General features: G+C 68.8%; 24 protein-coding genes. 15 read left to right on the top strand and 9 right to left on the bottom strand.

Features of this window, described 5'->3' with window-relative positions:
* The first annotated feature begins 89 nt into the window (after positions 1-89).
* Complete coding sequence (locus tag ACWEOI_RS02575; protein WP_433670321.1) at positions 90-527, top strand: HIT domain-containing protein; 438 nt, start codon at positions 90-92, stop codon at positions 525-527.
* A gap of 128 nt (positions 528-655) precedes the next feature.
* Entirely contained in the window at positions 656-1,615 is a 960-nt protein-coding gene (locus ACWEOI_RS02570) for an alpha/beta hydrolase (protein WP_452358773.1), read from the top strand.
* 65 nt (positions 1,616-1,680) lie between these two features.
* Here ACWEOI_RS02570 and ACWEOI_RS02565 read toward each other — a convergent pair whose 3' ends face one another.
* Positions 1,681-1,896: a DUF397 domain-containing protein gene (locus ACWEOI_RS02565; RefSeq protein WP_452358772.1), complete on the bottom strand. Its 216-nt coding sequence runs from the start codon at positions 1,894-1,896 to the stop codon at positions 1,681-1,683.
* Positions 1,897-2,265: 369 nt separating this feature from the next.
* Here ACWEOI_RS02565 and ACWEOI_RS02560 point away from each other — a divergent pair, with 369 nt between their 5' ends.
* The gene (locus ACWEOI_RS02560; protein ID WP_452358771.1) at positions 2,266-4,422 is read left to right on the top strand and encodes a S9 family peptidase; all 2,157 of its coding nucleotides are present in this window, start codon (positions 2,266-2,268) and stop codon (positions 4,420-4,422) included.
* 1 nt (position 4,423) lies between these two features.
* Here ACWEOI_RS02560 and ACWEOI_RS02555 read toward each other — a convergent pair whose 3' ends face one another.
* On the bottom strand, positions 4,424-5,851 hold the full coding sequence (locus ACWEOI_RS02555) for a glutamate decarboxylase (RefSeq protein WP_433670327.1): 1,428 nt from the start codon (positions 5,849-5,851) through the stop codon (positions 4,424-4,426).
* Positions 5,852-6,176: 325 nt separating this feature from the next.
* Here ACWEOI_RS02555 and ACWEOI_RS02550 point away from each other — a divergent pair, with 325 nt between their 5' ends.
* The gene (locus ACWEOI_RS02550; RefSeq protein ID WP_452358770.1) at positions 6,177-7,559 is read left to right on the top strand and encodes a M20/M25/M40 family metallo-hydrolase; all 1,383 of its coding nucleotides are present in this window, start codon (positions 6,177-6,179) and stop codon (positions 7,557-7,559) included.
* 114 nt (positions 7,560-7,673) lie between these two features.
* Positions 7,674-8,450: a hypothetical protein gene (locus ACWEOI_RS02545; protein ID WP_452358769.1), complete on the top strand. Its 777-nt coding sequence runs from the start codon at positions 7,674-7,676 to the stop codon at positions 8,448-8,450.
* A gap of 54 nt (positions 8,451-8,504) precedes the next feature.
* Here ACWEOI_RS02545 and ACWEOI_RS02540 read toward each other — a convergent pair whose 3' ends face one another.
* A complete protein-coding gene (locus ACWEOI_RS02540) occupies positions 8,505-9,149 on the bottom strand; it encodes an MBL fold metallo-hydrolase (protein ID WP_357089660.1) in 645 nt (214 codons plus the stop codon).
* A gap of 201 nt (positions 9,150-9,350) precedes the next feature.
* On the opposite strand from ACWEOI_RS02540, the gene purS reads away from it, so the two are divergent.
* Both purS and purQ read left to right on the top strand, forming a co-directional pair.
* Entirely contained in the window at positions 9,351-9,584 is a 234-nt protein-coding gene (gene purS, locus ACWEOI_RS02535; protein WP_357089657.1) for a phosphoribosylformylglycinamidine synthase subunit PurS, read from the top strand.
* On the top strand, positions 9,581-10,258 hold the full coding sequence (gene purQ, locus ACWEOI_RS02530) for a phosphoribosylformylglycinamidine synthase subunit PurQ (RefSeq protein WP_379105899.1): 678 nt from the start codon (positions 9,581-9,583) through the stop codon (positions 10,256-10,258). Before purS ends, purQ begins: the two co-directional genes overlap by 4 nt.
* 20 nt (positions 10,259-10,278) lie before the next feature.
* Here the strand turns inward: purQ and ACWEOI_RS02525 are convergent, their stop codons facing one another.
* Positions 10,279-11,352 (bottom strand): substrate-binding domain-containing protein, encoded by a 1,074-nt coding sequence (locus ACWEOI_RS02525; RefSeq protein WP_452358768.1) that lies wholly within the window; start codon positions 11,350-11,352, stop codon positions 10,279-10,281.
* A 77-nt stretch (positions 11,353-11,429) separates the two neighbouring features.
* Here ACWEOI_RS02525 and ACWEOI_RS02520 point away from each other — a divergent pair, with 77 nt between their 5' ends.
* Both ACWEOI_RS02520 and ACWEOI_RS02515 read left to right on the top strand, forming a co-directional pair.
* Positions 11,430-11,837, top strand: coding sequence for a MarR family transcriptional regulator (locus ACWEOI_RS02520; RefSeq protein WP_433670334.1), 408 nt, complete (start codon positions 11,430-11,432; stop codon positions 11,835-11,837).
* Positions 11,838-11,885: 48 nt separating this feature from the next.
* The gene (locus tag ACWEOI_RS02515) at positions 11,886-13,193 is read left to right on the top strand and encodes a M18 family aminopeptidase (RefSeq protein ID WP_433670336.1); all 1,308 of its coding nucleotides are present in this window, start codon (positions 11,886-11,888) and stop codon (positions 13,191-13,193) included.
* Between the two features lie 67 nt (positions 13,194-13,260).
* Here ACWEOI_RS02515 and ACWEOI_RS02510 read toward each other — a convergent pair whose 3' ends face one another.
* On the bottom strand, positions 13,261-14,520 hold the full coding sequence (locus ACWEOI_RS02510; RefSeq protein ID WP_433670338.1) for a glycosyltransferase 87 family protein: 1,260 nt from the start codon (positions 14,518-14,520) through the stop codon (positions 13,261-13,263).
* 350 nt (positions 14,521-14,870) lie between these two features.
* On the opposite strand from ACWEOI_RS02510, the gene purL reads away from it, so the two are divergent.
* Positions 14,871-17,165 carry a phosphoribosylformylglycinamidine synthase subunit PurL gene (gene purL, locus ACWEOI_RS02505; RefSeq protein WP_452358767.1) on the top strand — a complete coding sequence of 765 codons (2,295 nt, stop codon included), beginning with the start codon at positions 14,871-14,873 and terminating at the stop codon, positions 17,163-17,165.
* 98 nt (positions 17,166-17,263) lie between these two features.
* Here purL and ACWEOI_RS02500 read toward each other — a convergent pair whose 3' ends face one another.
* Positions 17,264-17,809: a hypothetical protein gene (locus ACWEOI_RS02500; protein ID WP_433670342.1), complete on the bottom strand. Its 546-nt coding sequence runs from the start codon at positions 17,807-17,809 to the stop codon at positions 17,264-17,266.
* Positions 17,810-17,881: 72 nt separating this feature from the next.
* The gene (locus ACWEOI_RS02495; RefSeq protein WP_357089635.1) at positions 17,882-18,169 is read right to left on the bottom strand and encodes a YiaA/YiaB family inner membrane protein; all 288 of its coding nucleotides are present in this window, start codon (positions 18,167-18,169) and stop codon (positions 17,882-17,884) included.
* A gap of 150 nt (positions 18,170-18,319) precedes the next feature.
* Between ACWEOI_RS02495 and ACWEOI_RS02490 the strand changes: the two genes are divergently transcribed.
* The 3 genes from ACWEOI_RS02490 to ACWEOI_RS02480 are packed head-to-tail and all read left to right on the top strand — an operon-like array spanning position 18,320 to position 21,092.
* Positions 18,320-20,053 (top strand): alpha/beta hydrolase, encoded by a 1,734-nt coding sequence (locus tag ACWEOI_RS02490; RefSeq protein ID WP_452358766.1) that lies wholly within the window; start codon positions 18,320-18,322, stop codon positions 20,051-20,053.
* A 1-nt stretch (position 20,054) separates the two neighbouring features.
* Positions 20,055-20,696 (top strand): CPBP family glutamic-type intramembrane protease, encoded by a 642-nt coding sequence (locus tag ACWEOI_RS02485; RefSeq protein ID WP_452358765.1) that lies wholly within the window; start codon positions 20,055-20,057, stop codon positions 20,694-20,696.
* 9 nt (positions 20,697-20,705) lie between these two features.
* Positions 20,706-21,092 carry a sterol carrier family protein gene (locus tag ACWEOI_RS02480; protein ID WP_452358764.1) on the top strand — a complete coding sequence of 129 codons (387 nt, stop codon included), beginning with the start codon at positions 20,706-20,708 and terminating at the stop codon, positions 21,090-21,092.
* 3 nt (positions 21,093-21,095) lie between these two features.
* Here ACWEOI_RS02480 and ACWEOI_RS02475 read toward each other — a convergent pair whose 3' ends face one another.
* Positions 21,096-22,439: an ABC transporter permease gene (locus ACWEOI_RS02475; RefSeq protein WP_433670348.1), complete on the bottom strand. Its 1,344-nt coding sequence runs from the start codon at positions 22,437-22,439 to the stop codon at positions 21,096-21,098.
* A gap of 74 nt (positions 22,440-22,513) precedes the next feature.
* Between ACWEOI_RS02475 and purF the strand changes: the two genes are divergently transcribed.
* Positions 22,514-24,118 (top strand): amidophosphoribosyltransferase, encoded by a 1,605-nt coding sequence (gene purF, locus ACWEOI_RS02470; RefSeq protein WP_433670350.1) that lies wholly within the window; start codon positions 22,514-22,516, stop codon positions 24,116-24,118.
* A 206-nt stretch (positions 24,119-24,324) separates the two neighbouring features.
* On the top strand, positions 24,325-25,404 hold the full coding sequence (purM, locus tag ACWEOI_RS02465) for a phosphoribosylformylglycinamidine cyclo-ligase (RefSeq protein WP_452358763.1): 1,080 nt from the start codon (positions 24,325-24,327) through the stop codon (positions 25,402-25,404).
* Between the two features lie 187 nt (positions 25,405-25,591).
* Here the strand turns inward: purM and ACWEOI_RS02460 are convergent, their stop codons facing one another.
* A complete protein-coding gene (locus tag ACWEOI_RS02460) occupies positions 25,592-25,804 on the bottom strand; it encodes a DUF3073 domain-containing protein (protein WP_213558229.1) in 213 nt (70 codons plus the stop codon).
* Positions 25,805-25,871: the final 67 nt, after the last annotated feature.

Below are 25,871 nucleotides of genomic sequence, written 5' to 3'. Positions count from 1 at the left end.
GAGCGCATGTCCGGGGTGGTCGGGGGATCCGTTTGCCCGGTGGTCGGGGGAGCCGAGGCGGGTGGCGGCACGCTCTCTAGGCTGCGGGCATGAATCCTTACACGATCTTCGCCGATATCGTCGCCGGCCGGGCCCCGTCCTCGACGGTGTACGAGGACGAGGATTGCCTGGCGTTCATGGACATTCGGCCGGTGACGCCGGGCCATGTGCTGGTGATTCCGAAGGTGCCGGCGCGGAGTCTGGCGGAGCTGGATCCGGCGATGGGCGGCAAGTTGTTCCAGGTGGGGCAGCGGATCGCGGCGGGTCTGCGGGAGTCCGAGGTGGGCTGCGACGGCGTGAATTTCTTCCTGGCCGACGGGGTGACGGCGGGTCAGGAGGTGTTCCACGTGCATCTGCACGTGATTCCGCGCACTCCGGGGGACGGTTTCGGGTTGCGGGCGCGCCCGACGTCCCCGGCGCGCGCGGACCTGGATTATCTGGCGGGATCTATCAAGGGGGCGCTGGCTCGAATCGCCGCGAGTTCATAGCGGCAGTGCATTACCATATCCGAACCGTCTGGTTTGCCAAGGACACGCCGTAACCGCATTCCCCGACGTCACGCGAGTTTCTCGAGTTACGTTGGATTGCGATTGTGGTGGGCTGATGGAGGTGGGGAATGCGCAGAAGAGCCGTTGCCGCAGCTGTTTTGGCAATTGCCGCAGGCTTGCTCTATCCGGCGGCCGCGCCACCGACCATCGCCCGCGCCGCCGAGGTGGTCCGGGTCGACGAGCTGAGTCCCACCCGTTCGGCGTTGTTCATCGACTCCGTGGCAATGGGTCGCACGATCCAGGTGCAGGTGCTGCATCCGGCCGGCGGCGGCGAGCGTCCCACCTACTACCTCCTCGACGGCCTCGATCCCGGCGCCGTCCAGAGCACCTGGACCAATGCCACCGACGCGGAGCCGTTCTTCCAGGGCAAGAACGTGAACGTGGTGCTGCCGATGGGCGGCCAGGCCAGCTACTACACCGACTGGGTGTCCGACGATCCGCGCTTCGGCCGCTACAAGTGGGAAACCTTTCTGACGCAGGAACTTCCGCCGATCATCGACGGGTATTTCGCCGGTAACGGCGTGAATGCCATCGGCGGCCTGTCCATGGGCGGGATCGCGGCGTTCGTGCTGGCGGTGCGGCATCCGGAGATGTATCGGGCGGTGGCGGGCTACAGCGCCTGCCCGGACACCACCATCGCGCAGGGCGCCATGATGTTCTCGGTGGCCAATCGCGGCGGGAATCCGCTGAACATGTGGGGCGCGCCGGGCGGTCCGGTCTGGACCGACCACAATCCGGCGGTGCTGACCGAGGCGTTGCGCGGCAAGACCATCTTCCTGTCCACCGGCACCGGCCTGCCCGGTCCGCACGAGCTGGAGATCAAGCCGCAGTTGCCGGAGAACATCTTCTTCGGCGGTCCCATCGAGTTCGGGGTGGACGCCTGTGTCACCGCGTTCGAACAGCGGTTGCGTTCGTTGAACATTCCGGCGCGGGTGGAACATTCACCGGTGGGCACGCATTCGTGGTCGTACTGGCAGGACACGCTGCACAATTCCTGGCCGACCATCAGCGGGGCGATAGGGGCCTGAACAATTTCCCTGCCCGGGATCGAACGGCGTTGTGCCCGGCTCGCTTCGAGCCGGGCACGGTCGAATCAGGCTCCGGGCCGGTTGAATTCGCCGTCCTTGGCGCCGGCGACGAAGGCCTCCCACTCGCCGGGAGTGAAGATCAGCACCGGGCCGTCCGGAGTCCGGGAATCCCGTAATCCGATGTTTCCGCTGGCCAGGAAGGCGATCTCGACGCCGTCGGTGGTGTCGTCCCCGCGCCGCCACACCACGTCGGCTTCGATCACGCGGTTCTTCGCTTCCACTGTCGCCTCCCCTGTGCGCAGACCAGCAGGACTGGTCGGTGATGTAGATCGCACTCATCATGCCAGTGTTTGTGAAGGGTTCGGATCGGATATTCCATCTTCTGTCAGCGGAAGGAGGTATGTGGTGCGCACGCCATGGTCCCCGCAACGCGCAGCCCCGGTCTCCGACAGCTGTGCGGTGGTTCCCGAGCGGTTCTCGGTGGAATTGGCCCACAGCATCCTGCGGATCCACCGAAGTTGCCCCACCGATCAATGCGCTCGCCGGAAGGCGGCCGTTTTCTACCTGTACGAGCAGCGCGTGACGGCCCTGCCGAGGCAGCGCCGCGCCCGTTGACCCCCACCGCGGGGGTTCCCCACTAAGTTGGTCCCATGGCTTTGGACAGTGGGAGCACGACGTCAATCAGCGGCGCGGTGGTGGCGCCGATCGCCAAGCGGGTGCCGACGGAGCGCGTGCACCACGGGGACGTCGTCATCGAAGAGTACGAGTGGCTGCGGGACAAGGAGAACCCCGAGGTCATCGCGTATCTGGAGGCGGAGAACGCCTACACCGAGGCGCAGACCGCCGAGCTGGGCCCGCTCCGGGAGAAGATCTTCGAGGAGATCAAGGGGCGGACCCAGGAGACCGACCTGTCGCTGCCCACCCGCATGGGCGACTACTGGTACTACTCGCGCACCTTCGAGGGCAAGCAGCACGGTGTGCACTGCCGCTGCCCGATCGCCGACTCGGACGACTGGACCCCGCCCAAGCTGGAGGCCGACGTCGAGATCCCGGGCGAGGAGATCGTGCTCGACTCCAACGAGCTGGCCGAGGGCCACGACTTCTTCGCGCTCGGCGCGTACTCGCTGAGCCACGCCGGTGACATGCTCGCCTACTCGGCCGACACCCTCGGCAACGAGCGGTACACGCTGCGCATCAAGAACCTGCGCACCGGTGAACTGCTGGCCGACGAGATCCCGAACATCGCGCCCGGCGCGACCTGGTCGCTGGACGGCACCCACGTCTTCTATCAGACCCTCGACGACTCCTGGCGGCCCGACAGCGTGTGGCGGCACCGGCTGGGCACCGAGCAGTCCGCCGACGTCCGGGTCTTCCACGAGCCGGACGAGAGCTTCTGGGTCAGCATCGGCGCCACCCGCTCGGAGCAGTTCCTGGTCATCATGACCGGATCCAAGATCACCACCGAGAACTGGATCCTGGAGGCGGACAACCCCGAGGGCGAGTTCCGGGTGCTCATCCCGCGCCGCGAGGGCGTGGAGTACTCGGCCGAGCACGCCGTCATCGGCGGCGAGGACAAGCTGCTCATCCTGCACAACGACGTGGTGGACGGCGCGAAGGCGGTCAACTTCGTGCTGGCCGAGGCCCCGCTGGCCGATCCGGCCGCCATGAAGATCCTGATTCCGCACCGCGACGACGTGCGGCTCGAGGACATCGACGCCTTCGCCGACAAGCTGGTGCTGAGCTACCGCCGCGAGGCGCTGCCCCGGGTCGCGGTGTGGCCGCTGACCGCCGACGGTTACGGCGAGCTGAAGGACATCGACTTCGACCTGGCCCTGTTCTCGGCCGGGCTGAGCGCGAACCCGGAGTGGGAGCAGCCCATGCTGCGCATCGGGCTCACCTCCTTCATCACCCCGACCCAGGTCTTCGACTACGTGCCCGAGACCGGTGAGCTGCTGCTGCGCAAGGAGCAGGTGGTGCTCGGCGGCTACGACGCCGACGAGTATGTGCAGCACCGGGATTGGGCGGTGGCAGCGGACGGCACCCGGGTGCCGATCTCGCTGGTGATGCGGAAGGACGCGGTCGCGGAGCCGAAGCCGTTGCTGCTCTACGGGTACGGCTCCTACGAAGCGGCCATCGACCCGTACTTCTCGGTGGCGCGGCTGTCGCTGCTGGACCGCGGCATGGTGTTCGCGGTGGCGCACGTGCGCGGCGGCGGTGAGATGGGCCGGCTCTGGTACGAGCACGGCAAGACCCTCACCAAGAAGAACACCTTCACCGACTTCGTCTCCGTCGCACGGCATCTGGTGGATTCCGGGGTGACCGCGCCGGACCGCATGGTGGCCGACGGCGGCAGTGCGGGCGGCCTGCTCATGGGCGCGGTGGCGAACCTCGCCCCCGAACTGTTCGCGGGCATCCTGTCCAACGTGCCGTTCGTGGACCCGCTGACCTCCATCCTCGACCCCTCCCTGCCGCTCACCGTCACCGAGTGGGACGAGTGGGGAAACCCGTTGGAGGACAAGGAAGTCTACGAGTACATGAAGTCCTACTCGCCGTACGAAAACGTCACGGCCCAGGACTACCCGGCGATCCTCGCCATCACCGGTCTCAACGACACCCGCGTGCTCTACGTCGAGCCCGCCAAGTGGGTGGCCAAGCTCCGCGCCACCAAGACCGGCGACTCGCAGCTGCTGCTGAAGACCGAGATGAGCGCCGGCCACGGCGGCGTCAGCGGCCGCTACGAGAAGTGGAAGGAAGTCGCCTTCGAGTTCGCCTGGGTGCTGGACACCGTGGGCGCGAGCGGCGCGTAGGTCACTTCTTCTTTTTCTTTCGCTTGGTCCTCGCGGCGGCCATCAGGTCCGCCGTGGGGACGGCGGGCTCGGCGCTGTGGGTGAAGCCGCCGGCCTCCTCGCGCGTGAGCGAGGTGCGCATCGGGTGCTTGTCGAGCACCTTCAGGCTGCGGGCCAGGTCCGCGAGCAGCAGGTCGGCCATGTCGTGGGTGAAGCCGTGGCGCAGCACCGCGCGCAGGATGGTCTCGTCCTGGCGGTCGGCGGGCAGGGGGTAGGCGGCGATCAGCCAGCCGCGGGTGCGCAGGCGATCGGACAGGTCGTAGAGGTTGAGCGTCGAGTCGCCCGCGACCTTCCAGGAGACGGCGGTGATGCCGCGGCGCGGGTCGGAGTCGTGGATGAGTTCGAACGGCCCGATCTCGGTGAGCCCCTTGGCCAGATGCTGCCCGGCGTTGTAGATGGCGGTCTGCACATTGTGGTAGCCGATGCGGCCGAGCCGGATGAAGTCGTAGTACTGGGTGACGGCCTGCCCGCCGGGGCGGGAGAAGTTCAGGTTGAAGGTGGGCATATTGCCGCCGAGGTAGTCGACGTTGAAGATGAGTTCCTCGGGCAGGTCCGCCTCGGTCCGCCAGATCGCCCAGCCCGCGCCCAGCGGCGCGAGTCCGGTCTTGTGGCCGGAGGCGTTGATGGACTTGACCCGGGGGAGCCGGAAATCCCAGCTGATCTCGGGTGCGCAGAAGGGGGCGAGGAAGCCGCCGCTGGCCGCGTCGACGTGGATCGGGATGTCGAGGCCGGTCTTCTCCTGTAGCGCGTCGAGCGCGTCGCTGATGCCCTCGACATCCTCGAACAGGCCGGTGAAGGTCTGGCCGAAGGTCGGCACCACCATGATGGTGTTCTCGTCGCAGTGGGCGGCGACGTCGTCGGGGTGCATGGTGTAGCGCTCGCCGCGCAACGGGACCTGCCGGATCTCCACGTCGAAGTAGCGGGCGAACTTCTCCCAGCACACCTGCACCGGACCGCACACGAAGTTGGGGAGGCCGGTGCCGCCGCGTTTGCGCCAGCGGAACTTGGCGGCCAGTCCGCCCAGCATGGCGGCCTCGCTGGACCCGGTGGTGGAGGTGCCGAGGGTGCCCATCGGGTCGGGGGAGTTCCACAGGTCGGCCAGCATGTGCACGCAGCGCTGCTCGAGTTCGGCGGTCTGGGGGTATTCGTCCTTGTCGACGATGTTCTTGTCCAGGCATTCGTTCATCAGCCGCCGGGCCTGGTCGTCGACCCAGGTGGTGCAGAAGGTGGCCAGGTTCATCCGGGAGACGCCGTCGAGCAGCAGTTCGTCGTGCACGATCTGGTAGGCGACCTGCGGGAACGTCTCGTGCTCGGGGAACCCGCGGTGTGGCGCGGCGCGTTTGATGCCGGGCATCGCGAAGACGTCGTCGGGTTCGAGAATGCCGGTCATGGGGCTCCGATCTCGCGCACGCAGAGGTTTGCCGCATCGATGGTAGCCAGCTCTGCTCATCGAAACTGGTTCTGCAAGCTACCGTTTCGTAATCGGTAGATAGTTGCTGAAAGGTTACTATTCAGCACGGTGGCGGGGAACGGTTCGGTGGAGTGACTGGAAAGGGGATTCCTGGCCGTGTGGTGCCAATTCGCCATGACGATCTTCTACTACCCGAGCCTGTTGGCTTATATGGCAAGCACTTCCTACCTGAAGAGTGTCGGCGACCTGAAGACTGGTGACACGGTCGATTCCGACGACCACCACTGACCACGCGAGGACGCCCATGACCAGTACCGTTGAAACCGAGGACGATTCGACGACGGCCGCTCTGCGCGCGGCCGTGAAGGAACTCATGCCGCGGGCGAAAAGCGATCTCGCCCAGCTCGTCTCGTTCAAGTCGGTGTACGACGCCCGGCAGTTCCCGATCGAGGAATGCGAGAAGACCGCGAAGTGGGTGGCCGACGCCTTCCGGGCGGAGGGCCTCACCGATGTCGGGCTGTACGAGACGCCCGACGGCAGCAAGGCCGTGGTCGCGCGCAGCGAGACCCCCGCGGGCGCGCCGACGATCATGCTGTACTGCCACTACGACGTGCAGCCGCCGCTCGACGACGCCGCCTGGCAGACCCCGGTCTGGCAGCTCACCGAGAAGAACGGCCGCTGGTACGGGCGCGGCGCCGCCGACTGCAAGGGCAATATCGTCATGCACCTGACCGCGCTGCGGGCGCTGCGCAAGGTGTACGGCGACGACTTCCCGGTCGGGCTGGTGCTGGTGTCGGAGGGCTCCGAGGAGCAGGGCACCGGCGGCCTGGAGGAGTTCGTGCCCGGCAATGCCGACCTGCTGCGCGCCGACACCCTGCTGATCTGCGACTGCGGCAACTTCGCAGTCGGCGTCCCCACCTTCACCCAGACCCTGCGCGGCAATGTGAACGTGGTCGTCACCGTCGAAACCCTGTCCGGCCCCATGCATTCCGGCATGTTCGGCGGTCCGGCCCCCGACGCGCTCGCGGCCATGATCCACCTGCTGGGCACGCTGCGCGACGCGGACGGCAACACCACCGTCGACGGCCTGCGCAACGACCAGGTGTGGGAGGGCCACGACTACCCGGAGGCCCAATTCCGTTCCGACGCCGATGTTCTCGACGGTGTCGACCTGCTCGGCAGCGGCAGGGTGGCCGACATGCTGTGGGCTCGACCGGCGCTGACCGTGCTCGGCATGGACGTCCCGGCCGTGGTCGGCTCCTCGGCGGCCATCCAGCCCAAGACCCGGGCGCGGCTCAACCTGCGGATCCCGCCGGGCACCAAGCCGGACGAGGCGCTGAAAGCTCTGACCGCACACCTGAAGTCGCACGCGCCGTGGCACGCGAAGGTGACCGTCGAGACCGAGGCCACCGGCTCGCCGTTCGTCGGCAGCACCGACGGCCCGGCGCGGCAAGCCATGTCGTCGGCCATGGAGGCCGCCTACGGCCGGCCCGCCACCACCGAGGGGCAGGGCGGCTCGATCCCGCTGTGCAATGTCTTCGCCGACACCTATCCGGAGGCCGAGATCATGCTCATGGGCGTCGAGGAACCCAAGTGCCTGATCCACGCGCCGAACGAGAGCGTCGATCCGACGGAGATCGAGAACATGGCCCTCGCCGAGGCGCTCTTCCTGGCTTCCTACCGATAGCGCGGGTCAGCGGTAATTTTTTCGCGTTCCGCCGTGCGGGTGCTCGAGTCGGTGAACACTGAACTGGTCATTTCGGTCAGAGAAGGGAAGGTTCGCCGACTCGAGGGAGCCAGCATGAAGCACGGCAGAACCCCGGCCACCACGGCCGCGTTTCTCACCACCGTCACACTGTCATCGCTGTTCATCACCTCCGGCACCACCACGGCCGCCCCGGAAGACGTCACCGTCACCGCGAGCCTGGCCGACAGAACCGCCTCGATCACACTCGACAACGGCAGCTTCGCCGTCGAGAACGGCACTCTGGTCATCCGCGAGCCGGGCGGGCGGGTCGTCCGCACCCTCGCGCTGTACTACAAGGTCGACGACCTCCGGTACCCGATCCGAGCCCTGGTCTCCGACCAGTCGGTCGAGCTGACCCCGGAATCCGATCCCGGCCAGGCCATCCTCGACCCCACCCCCGGCGCCCTGCCGCTGCCCGACACCCAGCAGCAGCAACAGGACAGGTTCGACACCACCGTCGCGCAGGGCGCGGCCATCGGCGCGCTCGCCGGCGGCATCCCGGGGGCGGCGGCGGGCTGTGCCCTCGGCGCGGGGCCAGGCGCGGGCGTCGGAGCCATCGCGGGCGGCGTGCTCGGGTTCATCGCGGGCATCATCGCGGCCGCGCTGCTGGCGCCGGTCATCGTCTCCGGTGAGATGGTGCTGGTGCCCGGATTCGCGGAGGCCGGCGCGGCGCTCGGCGTCGCGGGCGGCGCGATCACCGGCACCGTCGGCGGCTGCACCCTGGGCGCGGCCATCATCGGCGGCGCGAGTGCCCTGGTCGGCGCTCTGGTGGGCGCCGGGGTCGGCGCGGCGGTCGCGCAGTTCACCACGAATCCGCCTCCGCCGCAGTAGTTTCCATGAACTCGCGCCGCCGGGCGGTGGCCGCTCCCGCCCGGTGGCGCGGAATCAGAATTCGGCGTTGTCCTCGGGTTCCACGACCCGGAATTCGGTATTGGCCGGACCCATTTCGGCCAGCCGACCGAAATAGATGCCCTGTGCCGCGGGCTCGATGATCCCGTAGTGGATGGGGAAGGCGATGCGGGGATTTACCGCCCGCAGGTAATCGACGGCCTCGCTGATACGCATCCACGGTGCGACGGCGGGAATGGCGAGAACGCCGACGGGTGTCGGCGGAACCCACAGTGAATCACCGGGGTGGACGAGTTGAGATGGATCTTCCGCGGTGCCGAGTTGGAAGACAGTGTTGTCTATTACCGGGATCTCCGGGTGGATGACCGCGTGCCGGCCACCGCCGCCAGTAATTTGGACGTCACCGACTTTCAGTACATTTCCGGCATGAACCGCCTCCCAGGGCTCACCCCGCTGCAGCGCGGTCTGCGGGTCCGACAGGAGCCTGGCCTGCGGATTCGCCTCGATCAGGGCCCCGATCCGGTTCGAGTCGATGTGGTCGGGGTGCTGATGGGTGACCGCGATGGCGTCCAATCCGGTGATGCCCTCGAATCCGTGCGAGAAATTGCCCGGATCGAATAGGATCTTCGCGCCGTTCAGTTCCACCAGAATGCAGGAATGTCCGAAATGGGCTATGCGCATGGGACAACGGTAGCCCCGCAGCGGCCTGGCACGCTCCGTCAGTCGCCCCGGGTCGCGGCCGACCCCATTGTGGCGCAGGCCACGGACGGTCAGCCCCGGCGCGGCCCGCGCCGCCCCCGCCAACTACGCTGATCAGCGATACCCCCCGCTCGGCCCGGCATGCCCGGACCGAGCGCCGCCCCACCAGCTGAGGAGCAACGCGTGGCACGTGTCGTGGTCGAGGTGATGCCGAAGGCCGAGATCCTGGATCCGCAGGGACAGGCCATCGTCGGAGCGCTGGGGCGTCTCGGGCACCCCGGGATCTCGGATGTGCGGCAGGGCAAGCGATTCGAGCTGGACGTCGCCGACGACGTCAGCGACGCCGATCTCGAGCAGATCGCCGAAACGCTGCTGGCCAACGTCGTGATCGAGGACTGGAAGGTCGTCCGGCTGTGAGCGCCCGCATCGGTGTCATCACCTTCCCGGGCACGCTCGACGACGTCGACGCCGCCCGGGCCGTGAAACTGGCCGGATCCGAGCCCGTTTCGCTGTGGCACGCCGATGCCGACCTCAAGCAGGTCGACGCGGTCGTCGTGCCCGGCGGGTTCTCCTACGGCGACTACCTGCGCGCGGGCGCCATCGCCTCGATGGCCCCCGTCATGGGCGAGGTCATCAAGGCCGCCGAGCAGGGCATGCCGATCCTGGGCATCTGCAACGGCTTCCAGATCCTCTGCGAGGCGGGCCTGCTGCCGGGCGCGCTGACCCGCAACGAGGGCCTGCACTTCGTCTGCCGCGACCAGTGGCTGACCGTCGAGCAGACCGACACCGCCTGGACCACCCGCTACGAGCCGGGCGCCCAGATCCTCATCCCCGTCAAGAACGCCGAGGGCCGCTTCCAGGCGTCCGCCGAGGTGCTCGACGAGCTCGAGGGCGAGGGCCGCGTGGTCTTCCGCTACGCGGGCGGCAACCCCAACGGGTCGCAGCGCGACATCGCGGGCATCACCTCCGCGAACCGTCGCATCGTCGGCCTGATGCCGCACCCCGAGCACGCCACCGAGCCGCTCACCGGCCCCAGCGACGACGGCCTGGGCCTGTTCCTGTCCGTGCTGGACAGCCTGGTCTCCGCGTAATCACGCGAACAAACGAATAACTAGATCCCGTCGAGGATCTCGAAGTCGATACCGCCCGCCCTGGCCAGCCAGGTCGGGCGGATCGCTTGTCGGCCCTCGAATCCGAGCTCGCCCCACGGGGTTTCGATGACCGGACGGTCCGCGATCGCGGACTGGATCCGCCGCACGTCCAGGGAACCGGCCAGCTCCGCCATGCCGCGCAGGGTGTGGATGGCCTCGTAACTGGTGTTGCTGAAGTTCGTCAGGGAGGGCGCGAAGCCCCCGTGTAGTCGGCGGTAGCGGTTCTGCCGCTCCCGGTCGTGCGGGCCGTTCACGAAGAATCCGGACGGCACGAACAGATTGTGATTCGCGCCGCCGCCCGCGGCCAGCAGCACGTTCTCGTCCACCGCCGGGCTCACCCGGACCTGCTGCGCGGTCCGGCCGGCGCGGGTGAACTGCACATTGAAGCGGGCCACGTCCGCGCCCACCAGCAGCACGATCACTCCGTCCGCCGAATCCAGTCGCGGATCGTCGAGGAAGTCCCGGAAATCGTGGGTGTTCATGGGCACGAACACCTCCAGTGGGATCAGCTCCGGATCCGTGAGCGCGGCCCGCACCGCCGCCGCCGTGCGCCGCGGCCACACGTAGTCGTTGCCGATGATCGCCCAACGGCGCGCGTCGCAGGAGCGGCGCAGCCAGTCCAGGGCGGGCAGGATCTGATGCTGCGGGTCCGCGCCGATCATGAACAGGCCCGCGGGGGCCGATGCCGAGTCCATGCCCTCGTGATCGGTGGCGAACAGATAGGGCACCCGTCCCGCGGTCACCCGCTCCACCGCCCGCCGCACCGCCGAGGTGTGCCATCCCGTGACAGCCCGCACCAGGCCGGTGGCCAGCAGCGCGGACACCTCCGCCGCCACCACGGGCGGTTCCCGGCCGCCGTCTATGTGGGTGACGCGCAATTCTCTTCCGAGAATTCCGGTACCGGAGTTGATTTCTTCCAACGCCAGAGAAATGGCCGCCTCACAGGAAGGCCCGAAGATACCGCCGGGACCCTGCTGCGGAACTATGTTGATGATCTCGAAGACGTTCTCGGGATTCCCGTCGAACGGGGACATCGGTTACCCTTCCCCTCGTTCAAGCGGTTTTCTGACGGGCGGGAAATATGGCGACAATTCTAGGTGGATTTTCTACCTTGCATGGAGCCCTCCGGGCTGCCGAGCGGAGTTGGCTTCGTCACCTGGACGCCGCGCTGTGCGCGCGGCGGCTGACCGCCGACCAGTGGTGCATGCTCACCAATCTCTCCGCCGACATCGGCATCACCATGAGTGAACTGGCGTCGCGGGCCCAGCTGGCCCCGTCCTCGGCCACCCGGCACGCCGATCACCTGGCCGAGCGCGGACTCATCTTCCGGGTCGCCGCGGCCGACGACCGCCGCCGCATCCTCATCGGATTGAGCCGCCGCGGCGAGGAACTCGTCGCCGAGGTGCGCGCCGAGGAGGCCCGCGCCGAGGCCGAGATGCGCCGCAGTCTCGGCAACGACGACTACCTCGAGCTGGTCCGCCTGCTGGGCCGCGTCGCCGAAGCCCCGCTGCCCGGGTAGCTCCCGGCTGCCCGCCGTGGGCTCGGGTCGGCGGATAAGCTCGAGGCCATGCCTGTTGCCGAGACCACCGCGACCGCCGCCGGCCTGTGTGCGTTCATCGATGCCTCCCCGTCGCCGTTCCACGTTTGCCGCACTGTCGCAGCGGAACTCGACGACCACGGCTTCACCCGGCTCTCCGAATCGGCGCCCTGGCCTTCCGGCAGCGCGGGCCGCTACTACGTGGTGCGCGGCGGCTCCCTGGTCGCGTGGGCGGACGGCGGACCCGGCGCGCCCGCCGGGCAGGCCACGCCCTTCCGCGTGGTCGGCGCGCACACCGACAGCCCCAACCTGCGGGTGAAGCAGCACCCGGACACGGCCGTCGCGGGCTGGCAGATGGTCGGGCTGGAACCCTACGGCGGCGCCTGGCTCAACTCCTGGCTCGACCGCGACCTCGGCATCTCCGGGCGGATCTCGGTGCGCGACGGAAACCTGGTGCGGGAGCGGCTGATTCGCATCGACGAACCCCTCCTGCGGGTGCCGCAACTGGCCATCCACCTCTCCGACGACCGGCGCGGGGTGCAGCTGGATCCGCAGCGGCACGTGAACGCGGTGTGGGGGATCGGCGGCGAACCGCGCTCCTTCCTGGCGTTCGTCGCCGAACGCTCCGGCATCGAGCCCGAGGCGGTGCTCGGCTGGGAACTCATGACCCATGATCTGGCGCCGTCCACGCTGATCGGCCGCGACCGCGACCTGGTCAGCGCGCCCCGGCTCGACAATCAGGGCACCTGCTACGCCGGCCTGCGCGCCTTCCTGGCCGCCATCGCCGAACCCGGTGCGGCCGTGCCGGTGCTGGCCATGTTCGACCACGAGGAGGTCGGCAGCCAGTCCGATCGCGGCGCGCAGTCCGACCTGCTGCCCACCGTGCTGGAACGCATCGTGCTCACCCGCGGCGGCGGCCGCGCCGAATACCTGACGGCGCTGGCCGGTTCGATCTGCGCGTCCGGCGACATGGCGCACGCCACCCACCCCAACTACCCGGACCGGCACGAGCCCCTGCACCGCATCGAGGTGAACGGGGGACCGGTGCTCAAGGTCAACCAGAACCTGCGCTACGCCACCGACGCCACCGGCGCGGGCGCCTTCGCGCTGGCCTGCGCACAGGCCGATGTCCCGCTGCAGCGCTACGTGCACCGGGCCGACCTGCCGTGCGGCTCCACCATCGGGCCGATGACCGCGGCCCGCACCGGCATGCCCACCGTGGATGTCGGCGCGGCCCAGCTGGCCATGCACTCGGCGCGCGAAATGATGGGCGCGGCCGATGTGGCCGCCTACGCGGCGGCGCTCGCGGCGTTCCTGACGCCGGAAGCCGTCGGCTGATCCACCGTCCGAAACGAAGGGCCGCCCGCACAATTCGTGCGGGCGGCCCTTTCGTCGTTTCGGGGTACTAGGCCTTCGACAGTTCGGCGTCGGCCGCCGCGGCCTTCGGGTGATAGGTCAGCGCCGCCACCACGAACACGATCAGCGTGAACAGCACGTAGCTGTTGCCCACGATCTGCTGCCACCAGTTCCAGGTCAGCTCGCGGTCGTGGTCGTGCGGGAGCAGCCACATCGGGCCGATCGCGAACATCACCACGGCCGCGCCCACCGCGCCCAGGAACCACGGATTGCGGCGGCCGCGCGAGATCGCGTCGGCGGCCACGATCAGCGCGGGCGCGATCCACACCCAGTGATGCGACCAGGAGACCGGCGAGACCAGCAGCACCGCCGCGGCATTCACCATCAGCGCGGCCACATTCGAGCCCGCGTCCAGCAGCCGCTTCATCCACAGCGCGGCCAGGGCCACCGCGGCCACCGACAGCACCAGCCAGATCAGCGTGGACATCGAGGTCGAGTAGCCGAGCCGGAACACGAAGCCCTTGATCGACTGATTGCCCGCGTACCAGGGCGGGCCGATACGGCCGGTGTCGGCCAGCGTGTGGAACCAGTACTCCGGCGAATCGTGCGGGAACAGCACGAAACCGACCGCCACCGCGCCGATGGCGGACACGATGAGCGTGATCGCGCCCTTCCAGTCCTTGCGCAGCAGGAAGTAGAGGAGATAGCCGCCGGGGGTCAGCTTCACCGACACCGCGATGCCGATCAGCATGCCGCGCGGCCAGAAGGTCTTGCGCGCCAGGCAGTCCAGCGCCACCGCGGCCATCAGCACCAGGTTGATCTGGCCGAATCCATAGGTCTGGCGGATCGGTTCCAGCAGCTGCAACAGCGCGACCGCGCCGATCACGATCGCCACGCGGGTCTGCCAGGCCAGGGTCGGGCGGATCCGGTCCAGCACCACCCACAGGGTCACGCCCAGCGAGGCGATCGACACCGCCAATACCGCCCATTCGGCGACGGCCAGCGGCATCAGGGCCAGCGGCGCGAAGAACAACGCGGCCAGCGGGGGATAGGTGAACGGCAGTCCGAGTCCGTAGACCGGCGGCATCGGGCCGTACAGATCCTTGCCGTCGAGCCAGGCCCGCGCACCGTTGCGGTACACCTGCAGGTCGATGTATCCGTGCCAGAGCTTGGCCTGATAGCTGATGAAAGCGGACACCGCGAACAGTGCGACCGCGACGAGGAGCAGCTCTCCCTGCCGCCGAGTCAGCCCCGCAGGCGTGGTCACGGGTTGTTCGGTCGGATCCGCGACCCCGGATCGATCGTTCACCGCCACAGAGTAACGGGTGACCGCCCTCGCCCCGGGCGGCGGTCCAGGGCCGGGAAGTGGCGGTCATCACAGCGTGGCGGTGTTGTTCTCGTCCGCTGTAGTGACAACTGATTTCGCGCCGATGCGGGTAACTCCCTGGGCACGCCCAGAATCGGTCAGGAAATCGACCGCCGGTCCGCATGTGGGACCGGTTACGGCCCGTTCGCCGGGCGCTGAAGTCACGGGGAGGCGGAGGAGGCGGCGTCAAGCGCGGAAAACCCAGGCAATAGACTCGGTTCGTATCTCGCCGACATCCAGCAACGCGGGCATTCGCTTCCGACCTGCCCGGCCGAAAGGACTCTGGTATTCCCGTGACCAGCCACGTCGATACCGTCAGCAACGCCGCGGCCACCTCGGACCACCCGCAGCCCTACAAGGAACTCGGCCTCAAGGACGACGAGTACGCCCGGATCAAGGAGATCCTCGGGCGCCGTCCCACCGACGCCGAGCTCGCCATGTACTCGGTGATGTGGTCGGAGCACTGCTCCTACAAGTCCTCCAAGGTGCACCTGCGCTACTTCGGTGAGACCACCACCGACGAGATGAAGAAGTCGATGCTCGCCGGCATCGGCGAGAACGCCGGCGTGGTCGACATCGGCGACGGCTGGGCGGTCACCTTCAAGGTCGAATCGCACAACCACCCCTCCTACGTGGAGCCCTACCAGGGCGCGGCCACCGGCGTCGGCGGCATCGTGCGCGACATCATGGCCATGGGCGCGCGCCCGATCGCGGTGATGGACCAGCTGCGCTTCGGTGCGGCCGACCACCCCGACACCCGGCGCGTGGTCGACGGCGTCGTCCGCGGCGTCGGCGGCTACGGCAACTCGCTGGGCCTGCCGAACGTGGGCGGCGAGACCGTGTTCGACTCGTCCTACCAGGGCAACCCGCTCGTCAACGCGCTGTGCGCGGGCGTCATGCGGGTCGAGGACCTGCACCTGGCCTTCGCCTCCGGCCAGGGCAACAAGATCATCCTGTTCGGCGCGCGCACCGGCCTCGACGGCATCGGCGGCGTGTCCGTGCTCGCCTCGGACACCTTCTCCGGCGACGAATCCGGCTCCGGCCGCAAGAAGCTCCCCAGCGTCCAGGTCGGCGACCCGTTCGCCGAGAAGGTCCTCATCGAGTGCTGTCTCGAGCTGTACCACGCCGGACTCGTGGTCGGCATCCAGGACCTCGGCGGCGCCGGTCTGTCCTGCGCCACCTCCGAACTGGCCGCGGCCGGTGACGGCGGCATGCTGGTCGACCTGGACCAGGTCCCGCTGCGCGCCGCCGGCATGACCGCCGCCGAGATCCTGTCGAGCGAATCGCAGGAGCGCATGTGCGCGGTCGTCACCCCCGAGAACGTGGACGCCTTCATGGCCGTCTGCGCGAAGTGGGACGTCAACGCCAATGTCATCGGTGAGGTCACCGACGGCGACCGCCTGGTCATCACCTGGCACGGCGAGACCGTCGTCGACGTGCCGCCGCGCACCGTCGCCCACCAGGGCCCGGTCTACGAGCGCCCGGTGCAGCGGCCCGCGGATCAGGATGCGCTGAACGCGGATTCGGCCTCGCGCCTGAACCGCCCGCAGACCGGCGACGAACTGCGCGCCACCCTGATGAAGATGCTGGCCAGCCCGCAGCTGTGCTCGCGCAAGTGGATCACCGAGCAGTACGACCGCTACGTGCGCGGCAACACCGTGCTCGCCGAGCACGCCGACGCCGGCGTGGTCCGCATCGACGAGGAGTCCGGCCGCGGCATCGCCCTGGCCACCGACGCCTCCGGCCGCTACACCAAGCTGGACCCGTACACCGGCGCGCAGCTGGCGCTGGCCGAGGCCTTCCGCAATGTCGCCGTCACCGGCGCCGTCCCGAAGGCCGTCACCAACTGCCTCAACTTCGGTTCGCCGGAGGACCCGGGCGTCATGTGGCAGTTCCAGCAGGCCGTGCGCGGTCTCGCGGACGGCTGTGCGGCCCTGGGCATTCCGGTCACCGGCGGCAATGTGTCGTTCTACAACCAGACCGGCCAGACCGCCATCCTGCCGACCCCCGTGGTCGGCGTGCTCGGCGTCATCGACGATGTGCACCGCCGCATCCCGACCGGCCTGGGCACCGAGCCCGGCGAGACCCTGATCCTGCTCGGCGAGACCCACGACGAGCTCGACGGCTCCATCTGGGCGCAGGTCGAGCACGACCACCTCGGCGGCCTGCCCCCGAAGGTCGACTTCGCCCGCGAGCAGCTGATCTCCGAGATCCTGGTCTCCGGCTCCCGCGACGGCATGGTCTCCGCCGCCCACGACGTCTCCGAAGGCGGCCTGATCCAGACCGTCGTCGAGGCCGCCCTGGCCGGTGAAACCGCCTGCCGCATCATCCTTCCCGAGGGCGCCGACCCGTTCGTCACCCTCTTCTCCGAGTCCGCCGGCCGCGTCCTGGTCGCCGTCCCCCGCTCGGAGGAGACCCGCTTCACCAAGATGTGCGACGCCCGCGGCCTCCCCTGGGCCCGCATCGGCGTCGTCGACGACGGCTCCGACTCCGTCGAGGTCCAGGGTCTGTTCAAGGCCACCCTCGACGAGCTCCGCGCCGCCCACGAGGGCACCCTTCCCGCCCTCTTCGGCAACGCCGACCACTGAGTCGACAGTGACGACGAGAGCCCGCCGGATGCTTCCGGCGGGCTCTCGCCATATTTGCTTGCGGGACAGCTCGATCGAGTCGCCGCCGCGGCGCGGACCTAGTGGAACAGACTGCTCAGCAGCGGGCCGATCACCGGAATCGAGCTCGCGCTACCGGTTCCGGTCGTCGGCGGCGTCGTGGTCGGCGGAGTCGTCGGTGTGCAGCTCGCTCCGGCGGGAGCGCTCTGGACCACGTGGACGTTGGGGATCATGGAATCGATGATCGCGTTGGGGCCGAGCACCGAGTCGTAGGCGAATGCCCCGAGGCTGGTATCGCCCGCATAGGTGGGCGCCCAATTCACGGTCATGCCCTGGCCCGCCACATACGGCAGGGTGGCGATGGTGGTGGTCGTGCCCTGCGGGGCGGGCGCCCAGACGAACGTGATGCTCGAGTAGCCCGCGGCCTGGGCCATCAATGCCGTGGCATCGGTGGCGGACAGGCTGATCGTGTAGGTGGTGCCGACGCAGTAGGCCTGCGAGGCCTGCAGTTGCAGGGTGTTCACCACGCCCGCCGACGCGGTCGTCGCTGTCGCGACCGCGGCCGCCCCCACCGCTGCCATGGCAGCGAACCCGATGCTCGAACGGCCCAGGATCGACTTCTTCATGCTTTGTACTCCCCTAACCAAACCCCTTGGAGATCAAGGGGGACGGCCAGCGTATCCGCTCGGGGCGACAATCTAGTTGATCTTGAAAGGGTCGTGTTCGGCCATCAGTTTCTCCATCCGGGCCTCGTCGATGCGCTGGTGCACCTTCGACGATTCATGCTGGTCGCGAATGACTTTCGCGAGCGTGAAGCTGCTGCTGACCAGGAACAGCATGGCCATCAGGAGGAAGCCGCGCTGCCAGATGTCGAGGGGGAGGTAGGCGATGCCGATGATCAAGGCGCAGAAGCTGATTCCGAAGGCGATCGCGGCCTGCGCCAGAAACGCCGTGGTGGACTTGGTCTGTGCGCTGGGGTTGCTCATGAATCCGAGTGTGGCTGTCGCGCCGTCGAATCGACCGAGTACATCTACTCGAGCCGGGTCGGTAGAAGCCGTGTCCGACACGCCCGGGTGATGGCCCCTCTCACACGTGGGGCTCCCCGGATTCGGGCCGGTTGCGTCCATACTTGACGGGTGCTGGACTCCGCCGACGCCCTGACCCGGTTGCGCACACGCGCCGCCGTGGTCGCGCGACGGGCGGAGGACATCATCGACCTCAATCACACGGGGTTGGTGGTGGCGACCATCTTCTTCGCGTGGTCGGTGACGCCCTCGCTGGTGCCGCGAGATTGGTTGTTCCAGGGCCTGATCTCGGGGCTCAACGCCGCCATCGGGTACGGCGTCGGATGTGTTCTGCAATGGGCGTTCCTGCGGTGGGCGCGGCCACGAATTCCGGTCGAGACCCCGCCCGAATGGGTGCGCTACCTGGTGAAGGTCGCGGTGGTCGCGGCGTGCGCCCTGGTGGCCGCCTACATGCTGGTGCTGTCGGCGGACTGGCAGCGCGAGATCACCAGCCTCATGAACATGGAGGGCACCACCCGCGCCGCGTATCTGCGTACGGGTGGACTGAGCGTGGCGGTCGGCGCGCTCGTCGTCGCCGTCTACCGGACGCTGCGGGAGGCGGTGCGGTTCCTGGCTCGGCTGCTCAGCCGGTGGGTGAAGGTGCCGCCCGCGCTCGCGCCCGCCATCGGGGCGCTGCTGCTGACCGTGCTGATCGTGACCCTGTTCAACGGCGTCGCCACCCGGGCCTTCTTCGCGGTCGCCAACTCGGCGTTCAGTGTGCGCAATGACAAGATGAGCGACTTCGCGGTGCAGCCGGTGAAGCCGGAGCGTTCCGGGAGCCCGGCCTCACTGGCCAAGTGGGAGACGCTGGGGTCGGAGGGGCGGTGGTTCGTCTCACACGGACCCGATCCGGTATTGATCAGCGCCGTCACCGGAAAGCCCGCGCGCGAACCGATTCGGGTGTACGTGGGACTGAAATCGGCGACCCAGGACATGCGCGAGGAGGACATGGCCGTCGCCGAACTCGAGCGCACCGGGGCCTTCGACCGCAAGGTGCTGGTGCTGGCCACCACCACCGGGACCGGCTGGGTGAACGGGGAGGCGGCCGCCGCGCTCGAATACATGTGGGGCGGCGACACCGCGATCGTGGCCTCGCAGTACTCGTATCTGCCGAGCGTGCTGTCGTTCCTGGCGGACCGTGAGAAGGTCGCGGCCAACGGGCGCACCATGTTCGACGCGGTGTACCGGGCCTGGTCGCAACGGCCGGCCGACCATCGGCCCAAGCTGCTCGTGTACGGCGAGAGCCTCGGCTCGCAGGGCTCCGAGTCCGCCTTCGATGGGCTGGCCGATCTGCGCTCCAAGGTCGACGGCGCGCTGTGGGTGGGGCCGCCCAACTCGAATCGACTGTGGCGGCAGTTCGTTCAACGCCGCGACCTGGGCACCCGCGAAGTGGATCCGATCTACGCCGACGGGCTGGTGGTCCGGTTCGCCGCCACCGCCGAGGATTTGAACCGGCCCTCACCGGAGTGGCGCAAACCGCGCATCGCCTACCTGCAGCATCCGTCCGACCCCATCGTGTGGTGGTCGTCGGATCTCATCTTCTCCCAACCGGATTGGCTGTCCGAACCGCGCGGCGCGGACGTGTCCTCGCAGATGCGGTGGTGGCCGTTCGTCACCTTCTGGCAGGTCGTCGCCGACCTCACCAACGCCCAGGGCGTCAGCGACGGGCACGGCCACCGGTACGGCTCCCTGGTCCTCGACGGCTGGGCCGCCGTCGCCGCGCCGCCGGACTGGACGCCGGTCCTCGGGGAACGCATCCGCACCCAGATCGAGCTCGCGGAGGCGTACGAGCGGGCGGTCAAGTAGCGTGCGCGCCCGGGCTCACGCGCTGCTGCATCCGAAAGCCCTGGCCGCCATGGTGATACCGCTGGCCTGGAGCAACTACCTGCTCCCGGCCCTGCGCCTGGACCTGCGCGGCCGCACCGCCGCCAACACCGGCTACGCGCTCGCGTACACCCTCGTCTTTCGGGGAGACCCGAACTTCCTGTCCCGCCGCGGCATCCGGGCCGGTGCTGTCGCCGCGGCCACCGTGCTGTCCGGCTACGCTGCGGCCCTTGCCATTCCGGCCGCCCGCCGCCACCTCGCCGGACTGGCCGACCGCGGCCCCGGCGTCTCCACCCTGGAATGGACCGCCCTGCACATTCCCGGCGGCACCGTCCTGACCGAGGAACTCGCCTACCGCGCCACCCTGACGCCGCTGCTGGAACGCTCGGCGGGCGAGATCGGAACCGGTGTGGGCGCACTGGTTTTCGGCTTCTCCCACATCCAGCCCGCCCGCGCCGCCGCCGACCCGATCACCGGCACCGTCGCCCTCACCGCGGGGGCGGGGCTGGTGTTCGACCTGCTGCGCCGCCACACCGGCAGCGCCGCCGCCCCGGCCCTGCTGCATCTGGCCCTGAACGCGGGCGGAGCCCTCGCCCCTCGACTGGCCCGCCGCCTCGCGCAGTAGCCTCACGGCATGGCGCGACGAGGTGCGGTGGATCCGGCGGAGGTGCGAGCGGCGGTCGCCGCGGTGGGGGAGTGGCTGCGCGACGACTCCGCGCCCGTGCCCGCCCGCACCGAGATCGCGGCGGCCGTCCGCGGCACCGCCCGGGCGCTCGCGGCCGACGCCCCCGGTCACTCGGTCGAGGTGCGGGTTCCGCCCTTCGTCGCCGTCCAATGCATCGAGGGCCCCAGGCACACCCGCGGCAATCCGCCCAATGTTGTCGAAACAGATGCTCGGACTTGGCTGTTGCTGGCGACCGGTCTGCTCGACTTCACCGCCGCGGTGGAGTCGGCCGCCCTCACCGCCTCCGGGAGCCGCGCGGGCGAGGTCGCGCGCTGGCTGCCGGTCGTCCCGCTCTGACCGCTACGCCGCCGCGTCCGGCAGGGTCGCGGGCTTGCGTTCCAAGCCTTTCCGGTCGTAGAAGCGCGTGATGAACAGGCCGAACACCACGCCGATGGCCAGGCCCAGCAGCGCCATCCAGACGCCGCGGGTCAGGCCGGCCTGCCCGTCGCCGAAGAAGTAGAGGATCGAGCGGGTGCCCAGGAACACCTGGTGCATGGGCTCGAACTTCGCCAGCCAGCCGAAGTACTTCGGGGTCGCCTCGATCGGGATGGTGCCGCCCGAGGACGGCAGGCCGAGGATGATGAACACGATCAGGTTGATGATCAGGCCGGCGGTGCCGATCGCGGCCAGCGTCGAGGCGCAGGTGAAGCCGACGGCGGTGATCACCAGCGCGCCGTAGAGGAAGAGCAGGAGCGGTTTGTCGATCGGCATGCCGAGCAGCGACGCGATGCCCTCCAACGTCCCCGACACCACCACCGCCATCACCGCGATCGCCGACCACTTGATCAGCAGGGTGCGCACCCGGGAGATGGACGCGCGCGGATAGTGCACGTACCAGGGACCCCACTCGGTCGGCAGGAAGCCGAGGGCGGAGTCGATGAGCTGGTGGATGATCATCGCGCCGACCATGCCGACCAGCAGGAGCAGCAGGCTGTAGAAGAAGGCGGTGAGCCCCTCGCCGGAACCGCCCGGGAGCGGCCGGAACTGCTCGGTCACGATGTCCAGCGGCTGCGCCAGCACCAGCCGGGTGGCCGCGGACAGTTCGGTCGGGGGCGCGCCCGGCGGCGGAGTCAGCTGCTTGATGACCTGATCGGTCAGCTGCTTGCCGACCTCGGAGTTCACCTGGGTGAGAGCTTGCTCACCGAACTTCTGCACCACCGCGGTCGCGAACGCGCCGGTGCGCGGATTGGTCTGCAGCGTCAGCGCCGGCTTGGAGATCTCGCCCGGCACCACGCTGCCGACCCCGAGGATGCCGAGCCGTTTGGAGAAGTCGCTGGGAATGATGATGGTGCCGTACACCCGCGCCGACTGCATCTGCAGCTGCGCCTCGTTGATGCCGAGCACCCGCAGATCGATCTTGTCCGCCGGGACCGCCTTGGTGAGCCCGTCCGCGACCTGATCACCGAAGTTCACGTGCTGGACCTGATCGCCGGTCTTCAGGTCGTCGCCGACATCCTGGTTCACCAGAGCGATCGGGAAATCGTGCAGATTCTTCTCCGGGTCCACGACGTAGTCGAGATACATGACACCCAGCAGCGAGGCCAGCAGCGTGACCACCACGATCGGGAAAGCCCACCGGATCGGGCTCAGATGCCTGCGTCGTGGACCGGTTTCCGCGCGACCGGTGCTGTCGGTGCTCGCCACCGTCGCACGCTAACAGCAAACCGCCTGCCATCTCCGTTATCCCAACGGCGGGTTGCCTTGCGGTTACCCGTAGAATGGCTCTCGCCCCCAGCCCGCCGAACAGGGAGCAAACGGTGAATCTCCCCGCCTCCGCCACGACCGTTGATCAGGACGAGAACGAACCGCGCGAAGAGTGTGGTGTGTTCGGTGTCTGGGCACCGGGCGAAGATGTGGCAAAGCTCACGTATTACGGACTATACGCATTGCAGCATCGCGGGCAGGAGGCGGCGGGCATCGCGGTCGCCGACGGCTCGCAGGTGCTGGTATTCAAGGATCTCGGCCTGGTCAGTCAGGTCTTCGACGAACAAACCCTGGCCGCCATGCCCGGCCACGTGGCCGTCGGCCACTGTCGTTACTCCACAACCGGTTCCACCACCTGGGAGAACGCGCAGCCGATCTTCCGCACCACCGCGGTCGGAACCGGAATCGCGTTGGGCCACAACGGAAACCTGGTCAACACCGCCGAATTGAGCGCCCGCGCACGGGAACTCGGTCTGGTCACCGGCCGCCTGGCCGGCGGTATGGCCGCCACCTCCGACTCCGACGTGATGACCGCGCTGCTCGCGCACGCCGCCGCCGACAAGAGCATCGAGCAGGCCGCCATGGAGCTGCTGCCGACCCTGCAGGGCGCGTTCTGCCTCACCTTCATGGACGAGCACACCCTCTACGCCGCCCGCGACCCGCACGGGGTGCGCCCGCTGTGCCTGGGCCGCCTCGACCGCGGCTGGGTGGTCGCCAGTGAGACCGCCGCCCTCGACATCGTGGGCGCCTCGTTCGTCCGCGAGATCGAGCCGGGCGAACTGCTCGCCATCGACGCCGACGGCGTGCGCTCCCTGCGCTTCGCCAACCCCACCCCCAAGGGCTGCGTCTTCGAATTCGTGTACCTGGCCCGCCCCGACTCCACCATCTCGGGCCGTTCGGTGCACGCCACCCGCGTCGACATCGGCCGCCGCCTGGCCGCCGAACACCCCGTCGAGGCCGACCTGGTCATCCCGGTCCCGGAATCCGGCACCCCGGCCGCCGTCGGCTACGCGCAGGGCTCCGGCGTCCCCTACGGCCAGGGCCTGATGAAGAACGCCTACGTGGGCCGCACCTTCATCCAGCCCAGCCAGACCATCCGCCAGCTCGGAATCCGGTTGAAGCTCAACCCGCTTCGCGAGGTCATCCGCGGCAAGCGGCTCATCGTGGTCGACGACTCCATCGTGCGCGGCAACACCCAGCGGGCGTTGATCCGCATGCTGCGGGAGGCGGGCGCCTTGGAGATCCACGTCCGGATCGCCTCCCCGCCGGTCAAGTGGCCCTGCTTCTACGGCATCGACTTCGCCTCGCGCGCGGAGCTGATCGCCAACGGCGCGGGCCCCGACGGCATCGAGGGCGAGAGCCTCGACGACATGGTGGAGGGCGTGCGCCGCTCCATCGGCGCGGACAGCCTCGGCTACATCTCCCTCGACAGCATGGTCGCCGCCACCGAACAGCCGCGCTCGCGGCTGTGCTGCGCCTGCTTCGACGGCGAGTACCCGATCGCGCTGCCGGTGGAAACCGCCATCGGCAAGAACGTGCTCGAGGGCATGCTGTCCGGCACCACCGAAACCGAGCTGCTGGCCGACAACGCCAACGCCTCGGCGCTGAGTCGCCCCTAGCGCTCAGCGCTGAGTGGCCACCGCGCAAGCGGTCTCGGCGCCCGCTCGCGCAATCGCGAACGGGCGCCGTGGCTTTCCCGTGACTACCCGCCCGCACGCATAACGGGTGGACGGTCGCAACGCCGTGCGCCTCCGGTGCGCAACGGCGCTCCTGCTAGCGTGAGCAGGCATCTATCCGACGATTCGGCTTGGAGCTCTCCCCGACAATGACTGAACAGACCCCCAGTGGTGCCGGTGCCTCGTATGCGGCGGCCGGCGTCGATATCGAAGCCGGTGACCGCGCAGTCGAGCTGTTCGCGCCCCTGGCCAAGAAGGCCTCCCGCCCCGAAGTGCAGGGCGGTCTCGGCGGCTTCGCAGGACTGTTCGCACTGAAGGGCGGCTACAAGGAGCCCCTGCTCGCCGCCTCCACCGACGGCGTCGGCACCAAGATCGCGGTCGCGCAGGCGCTCGACAAGCACGACACCGTCGGCCTCGACCTGGTCGCCATGGTCGTCGACGACCTGGTGGTCTGCGGCGCCGAACCGCTGTTCCTGCAGGACTACATCGCGGTCGGCAAGGTGGTCCCGGAACGCGTCGCGCAGATCGTCTCCGGCATCGCCGAGGGCTGCGTCATCGCCGGCTGCGCCCTGCTCGGTGGCGAGACCGCCGAACACCCGGGCCTGATGGGCGTGGACGACTACGACCTGTCCGCCACCGGCGTGGGCGTTGTCGAAGCCGACGCCGTGCTCGGCCCGGACCGCGTCCGCCCCGGCGACGTCGTCATCGGCATGGGCTCCTCGGGCCTGCACTCCAACGGCTACTCGCTGGCCCGCAAGGTGCTGCTCGACATCGACCGCATGTCCCTCACCGGGCACGTCGAGGAATTCGGCCGCACCCTCGGCGAGGAACTGCTCGAGCCGACCAAGATCTACGCCAAGGACTGCCTGGCCCTGATCGCCGAGACCGACGTGCGCACCTTCTGCCACGTGACGGGCGGCGGCCTGGCCCAGAACCTGGCCCGCGTGCTTCCCGCCGGACTCGTCGCCGAGCTCGACCGCGGCACCTGGAACCCGGCCCCCGTCTTCAAGATGATCGCCCAGCGCGGCCGCGTCGAGCGCCTGGAGATGGAGAAGACCTTCAACATGGGCGTCGGCATGGTCGCCGTCGTCGCGCCCGAGGACGCCGACCGCGCGCTGGCCGTCCTCACCGCCCGCCACATCGACTGCTGGACCCTCGGCACGGTGAAGAAGGCCAAGGACGCCGACTCCGCCCGCGTCGCGCTGGTGGGCGACCACCCGCGCTTCTAGCAGACAGAGAACGGCCCCGGCACTCGCGAGAGTGCCGGGGCCGTTTGTCTTTTCGCCGGTAGGAAGGGGGACCGGCAGTAGTTGTTCGCCGCGGATGCTCAGCGAATGGCTCCGACCTCGGGGCATATCGACGTGCTAAAGGGGAAGGCCATAGTGGGCCTCCCCCTTACACGGCGAAAATCCGAGGTCAGCGACGCCAGTCGTCGTAGTCGTCTTCGTCCCAGCCCGCACGCGAGTCCTTCGCGTCGTGCTCGTCGGAAAGCACAGCACCACTCAGCTGCGTGTCGGAGGGACTCCCCGACAGTTCGCGCTGAAGGCTCGTGAAGTCGGTCGACGGTGAGCTGTACTTGAGCTCACGTGCAACCTTGGTCTGCTTTGCCTTAGCCCGGCCACGGCCCATGGCTGACCCCCTCGCGTCACTGCGGGGCGGCCTGGGGTGGGTTTGGCGGCCCCGTTCGAATTAATAC

Source organism: Nocardia sp. NPDC004340 (assembly GCF_053602575.1).
Note: the sequence above shows the minus strand (reverse complement) of the source record. Positions and strands in the feature narration are given on the sequence as shown.

Bases quoted from the DNA above. Each gene is read 5' to 3' on its own strand.
- ACWEOI_RS02570 (WP_452358773.1), top strand. From the start codon at position 656: ATGCGCAGAAGAGCCGTTGCCGCAGCTGTTTTGGCAATTGCCGCAGGC.
- ACWEOI_RS02540 (WP_357089660.1), bottom strand. From the start codon at position 9,149: ATGCGCATAGCCCATTTCGGACATTCCTGCATTCTGGTGGAACTGAAC.
- ACWEOI_RS02560 (WP_452358771.1), top strand. From the start codon at position 2,266: ATGGCTTTGGACAGTGGGAGCACGACGTCAATCAGCGGCGCGGTGGTG.
- ACWEOI_RS02515 (WP_433670336.1), top strand. From the start codon at position 11,886: ATGCCTGTTGCCGAGACCACCGCGACCGCCGCCGGCCTGTGTGCGTTC.
- ACWEOI_RS02575 (WP_433670321.1), top strand. From the start codon at position 90: ATGAATCCTTACACGATCTTCGCCGATATCGTCGCCGGCCGGGCCCCG.
- purM (WP_452358763.1), top strand. From the start codon at position 24,325: ATGACTGAACAGACCCCCAGTGGTGCCGGTGCCTCGTATGCGGCGGCC.
- ACWEOI_RS02550 (WP_452358770.1), top strand. From the start codon at position 6,177: ATGACCAGTACCGTTGAAACCGAGGACGATTCGACGACGGCCGCTCTG.
- ACWEOI_RS02480 (WP_452358764.1), top strand. From the start codon at position 20,706: ATGGCGCGACGAGGTGCGGTGGATCCGGCGGAGGTGCGAGCGGCGGTC.
- ACWEOI_RS02525 (WP_452358768.1), bottom strand. From the start codon at position 11,352: ATGTCCCCGTTCGACGGGAATCCCGAGAACGTCTTCGAGATCATCAAC.
- ACWEOI_RS02500 (WP_433670342.1), bottom strand. From the start codon at position 17,809: ATGAAGAAGTCGATCCTGGGCCGTTCGAGCATCGGGTTCGCTGCCATG.
- ACWEOI_RS02555 (WP_433670327.1), bottom strand. From the start codon at position 5,851: ATGACCGGCATTCTCGAACCCGACGACGTCTTCGCGATGCCCGGCATC.
- purF (WP_433670350.1), top strand. From the start codon at position 22,514: ATGGCTCTCGCCCCCAGCCCGCCGAACAGGGAGCAAACGGTGAATCTC.
- ACWEOI_RS02460 (WP_213558229.1), bottom strand. From the start codon at position 25,804: ATGGGCCGTGGCCGGGCTAAGGCAAAGCAGACCAAGGTTGCACGTGAG.
- ACWEOI_RS02545 (WP_452358769.1), top strand. From the start codon at position 7,674: ATGAAGCACGGCAGAACCCCGGCCACCACGGCCGCGTTTCTCACCACC.
- ACWEOI_RS02495 (WP_357089635.1), bottom strand. From the start codon at position 18,169: ATGAGCAACCCCAGCGCACAGACCAAGTCCACCACGGCGTTTCTGGCG.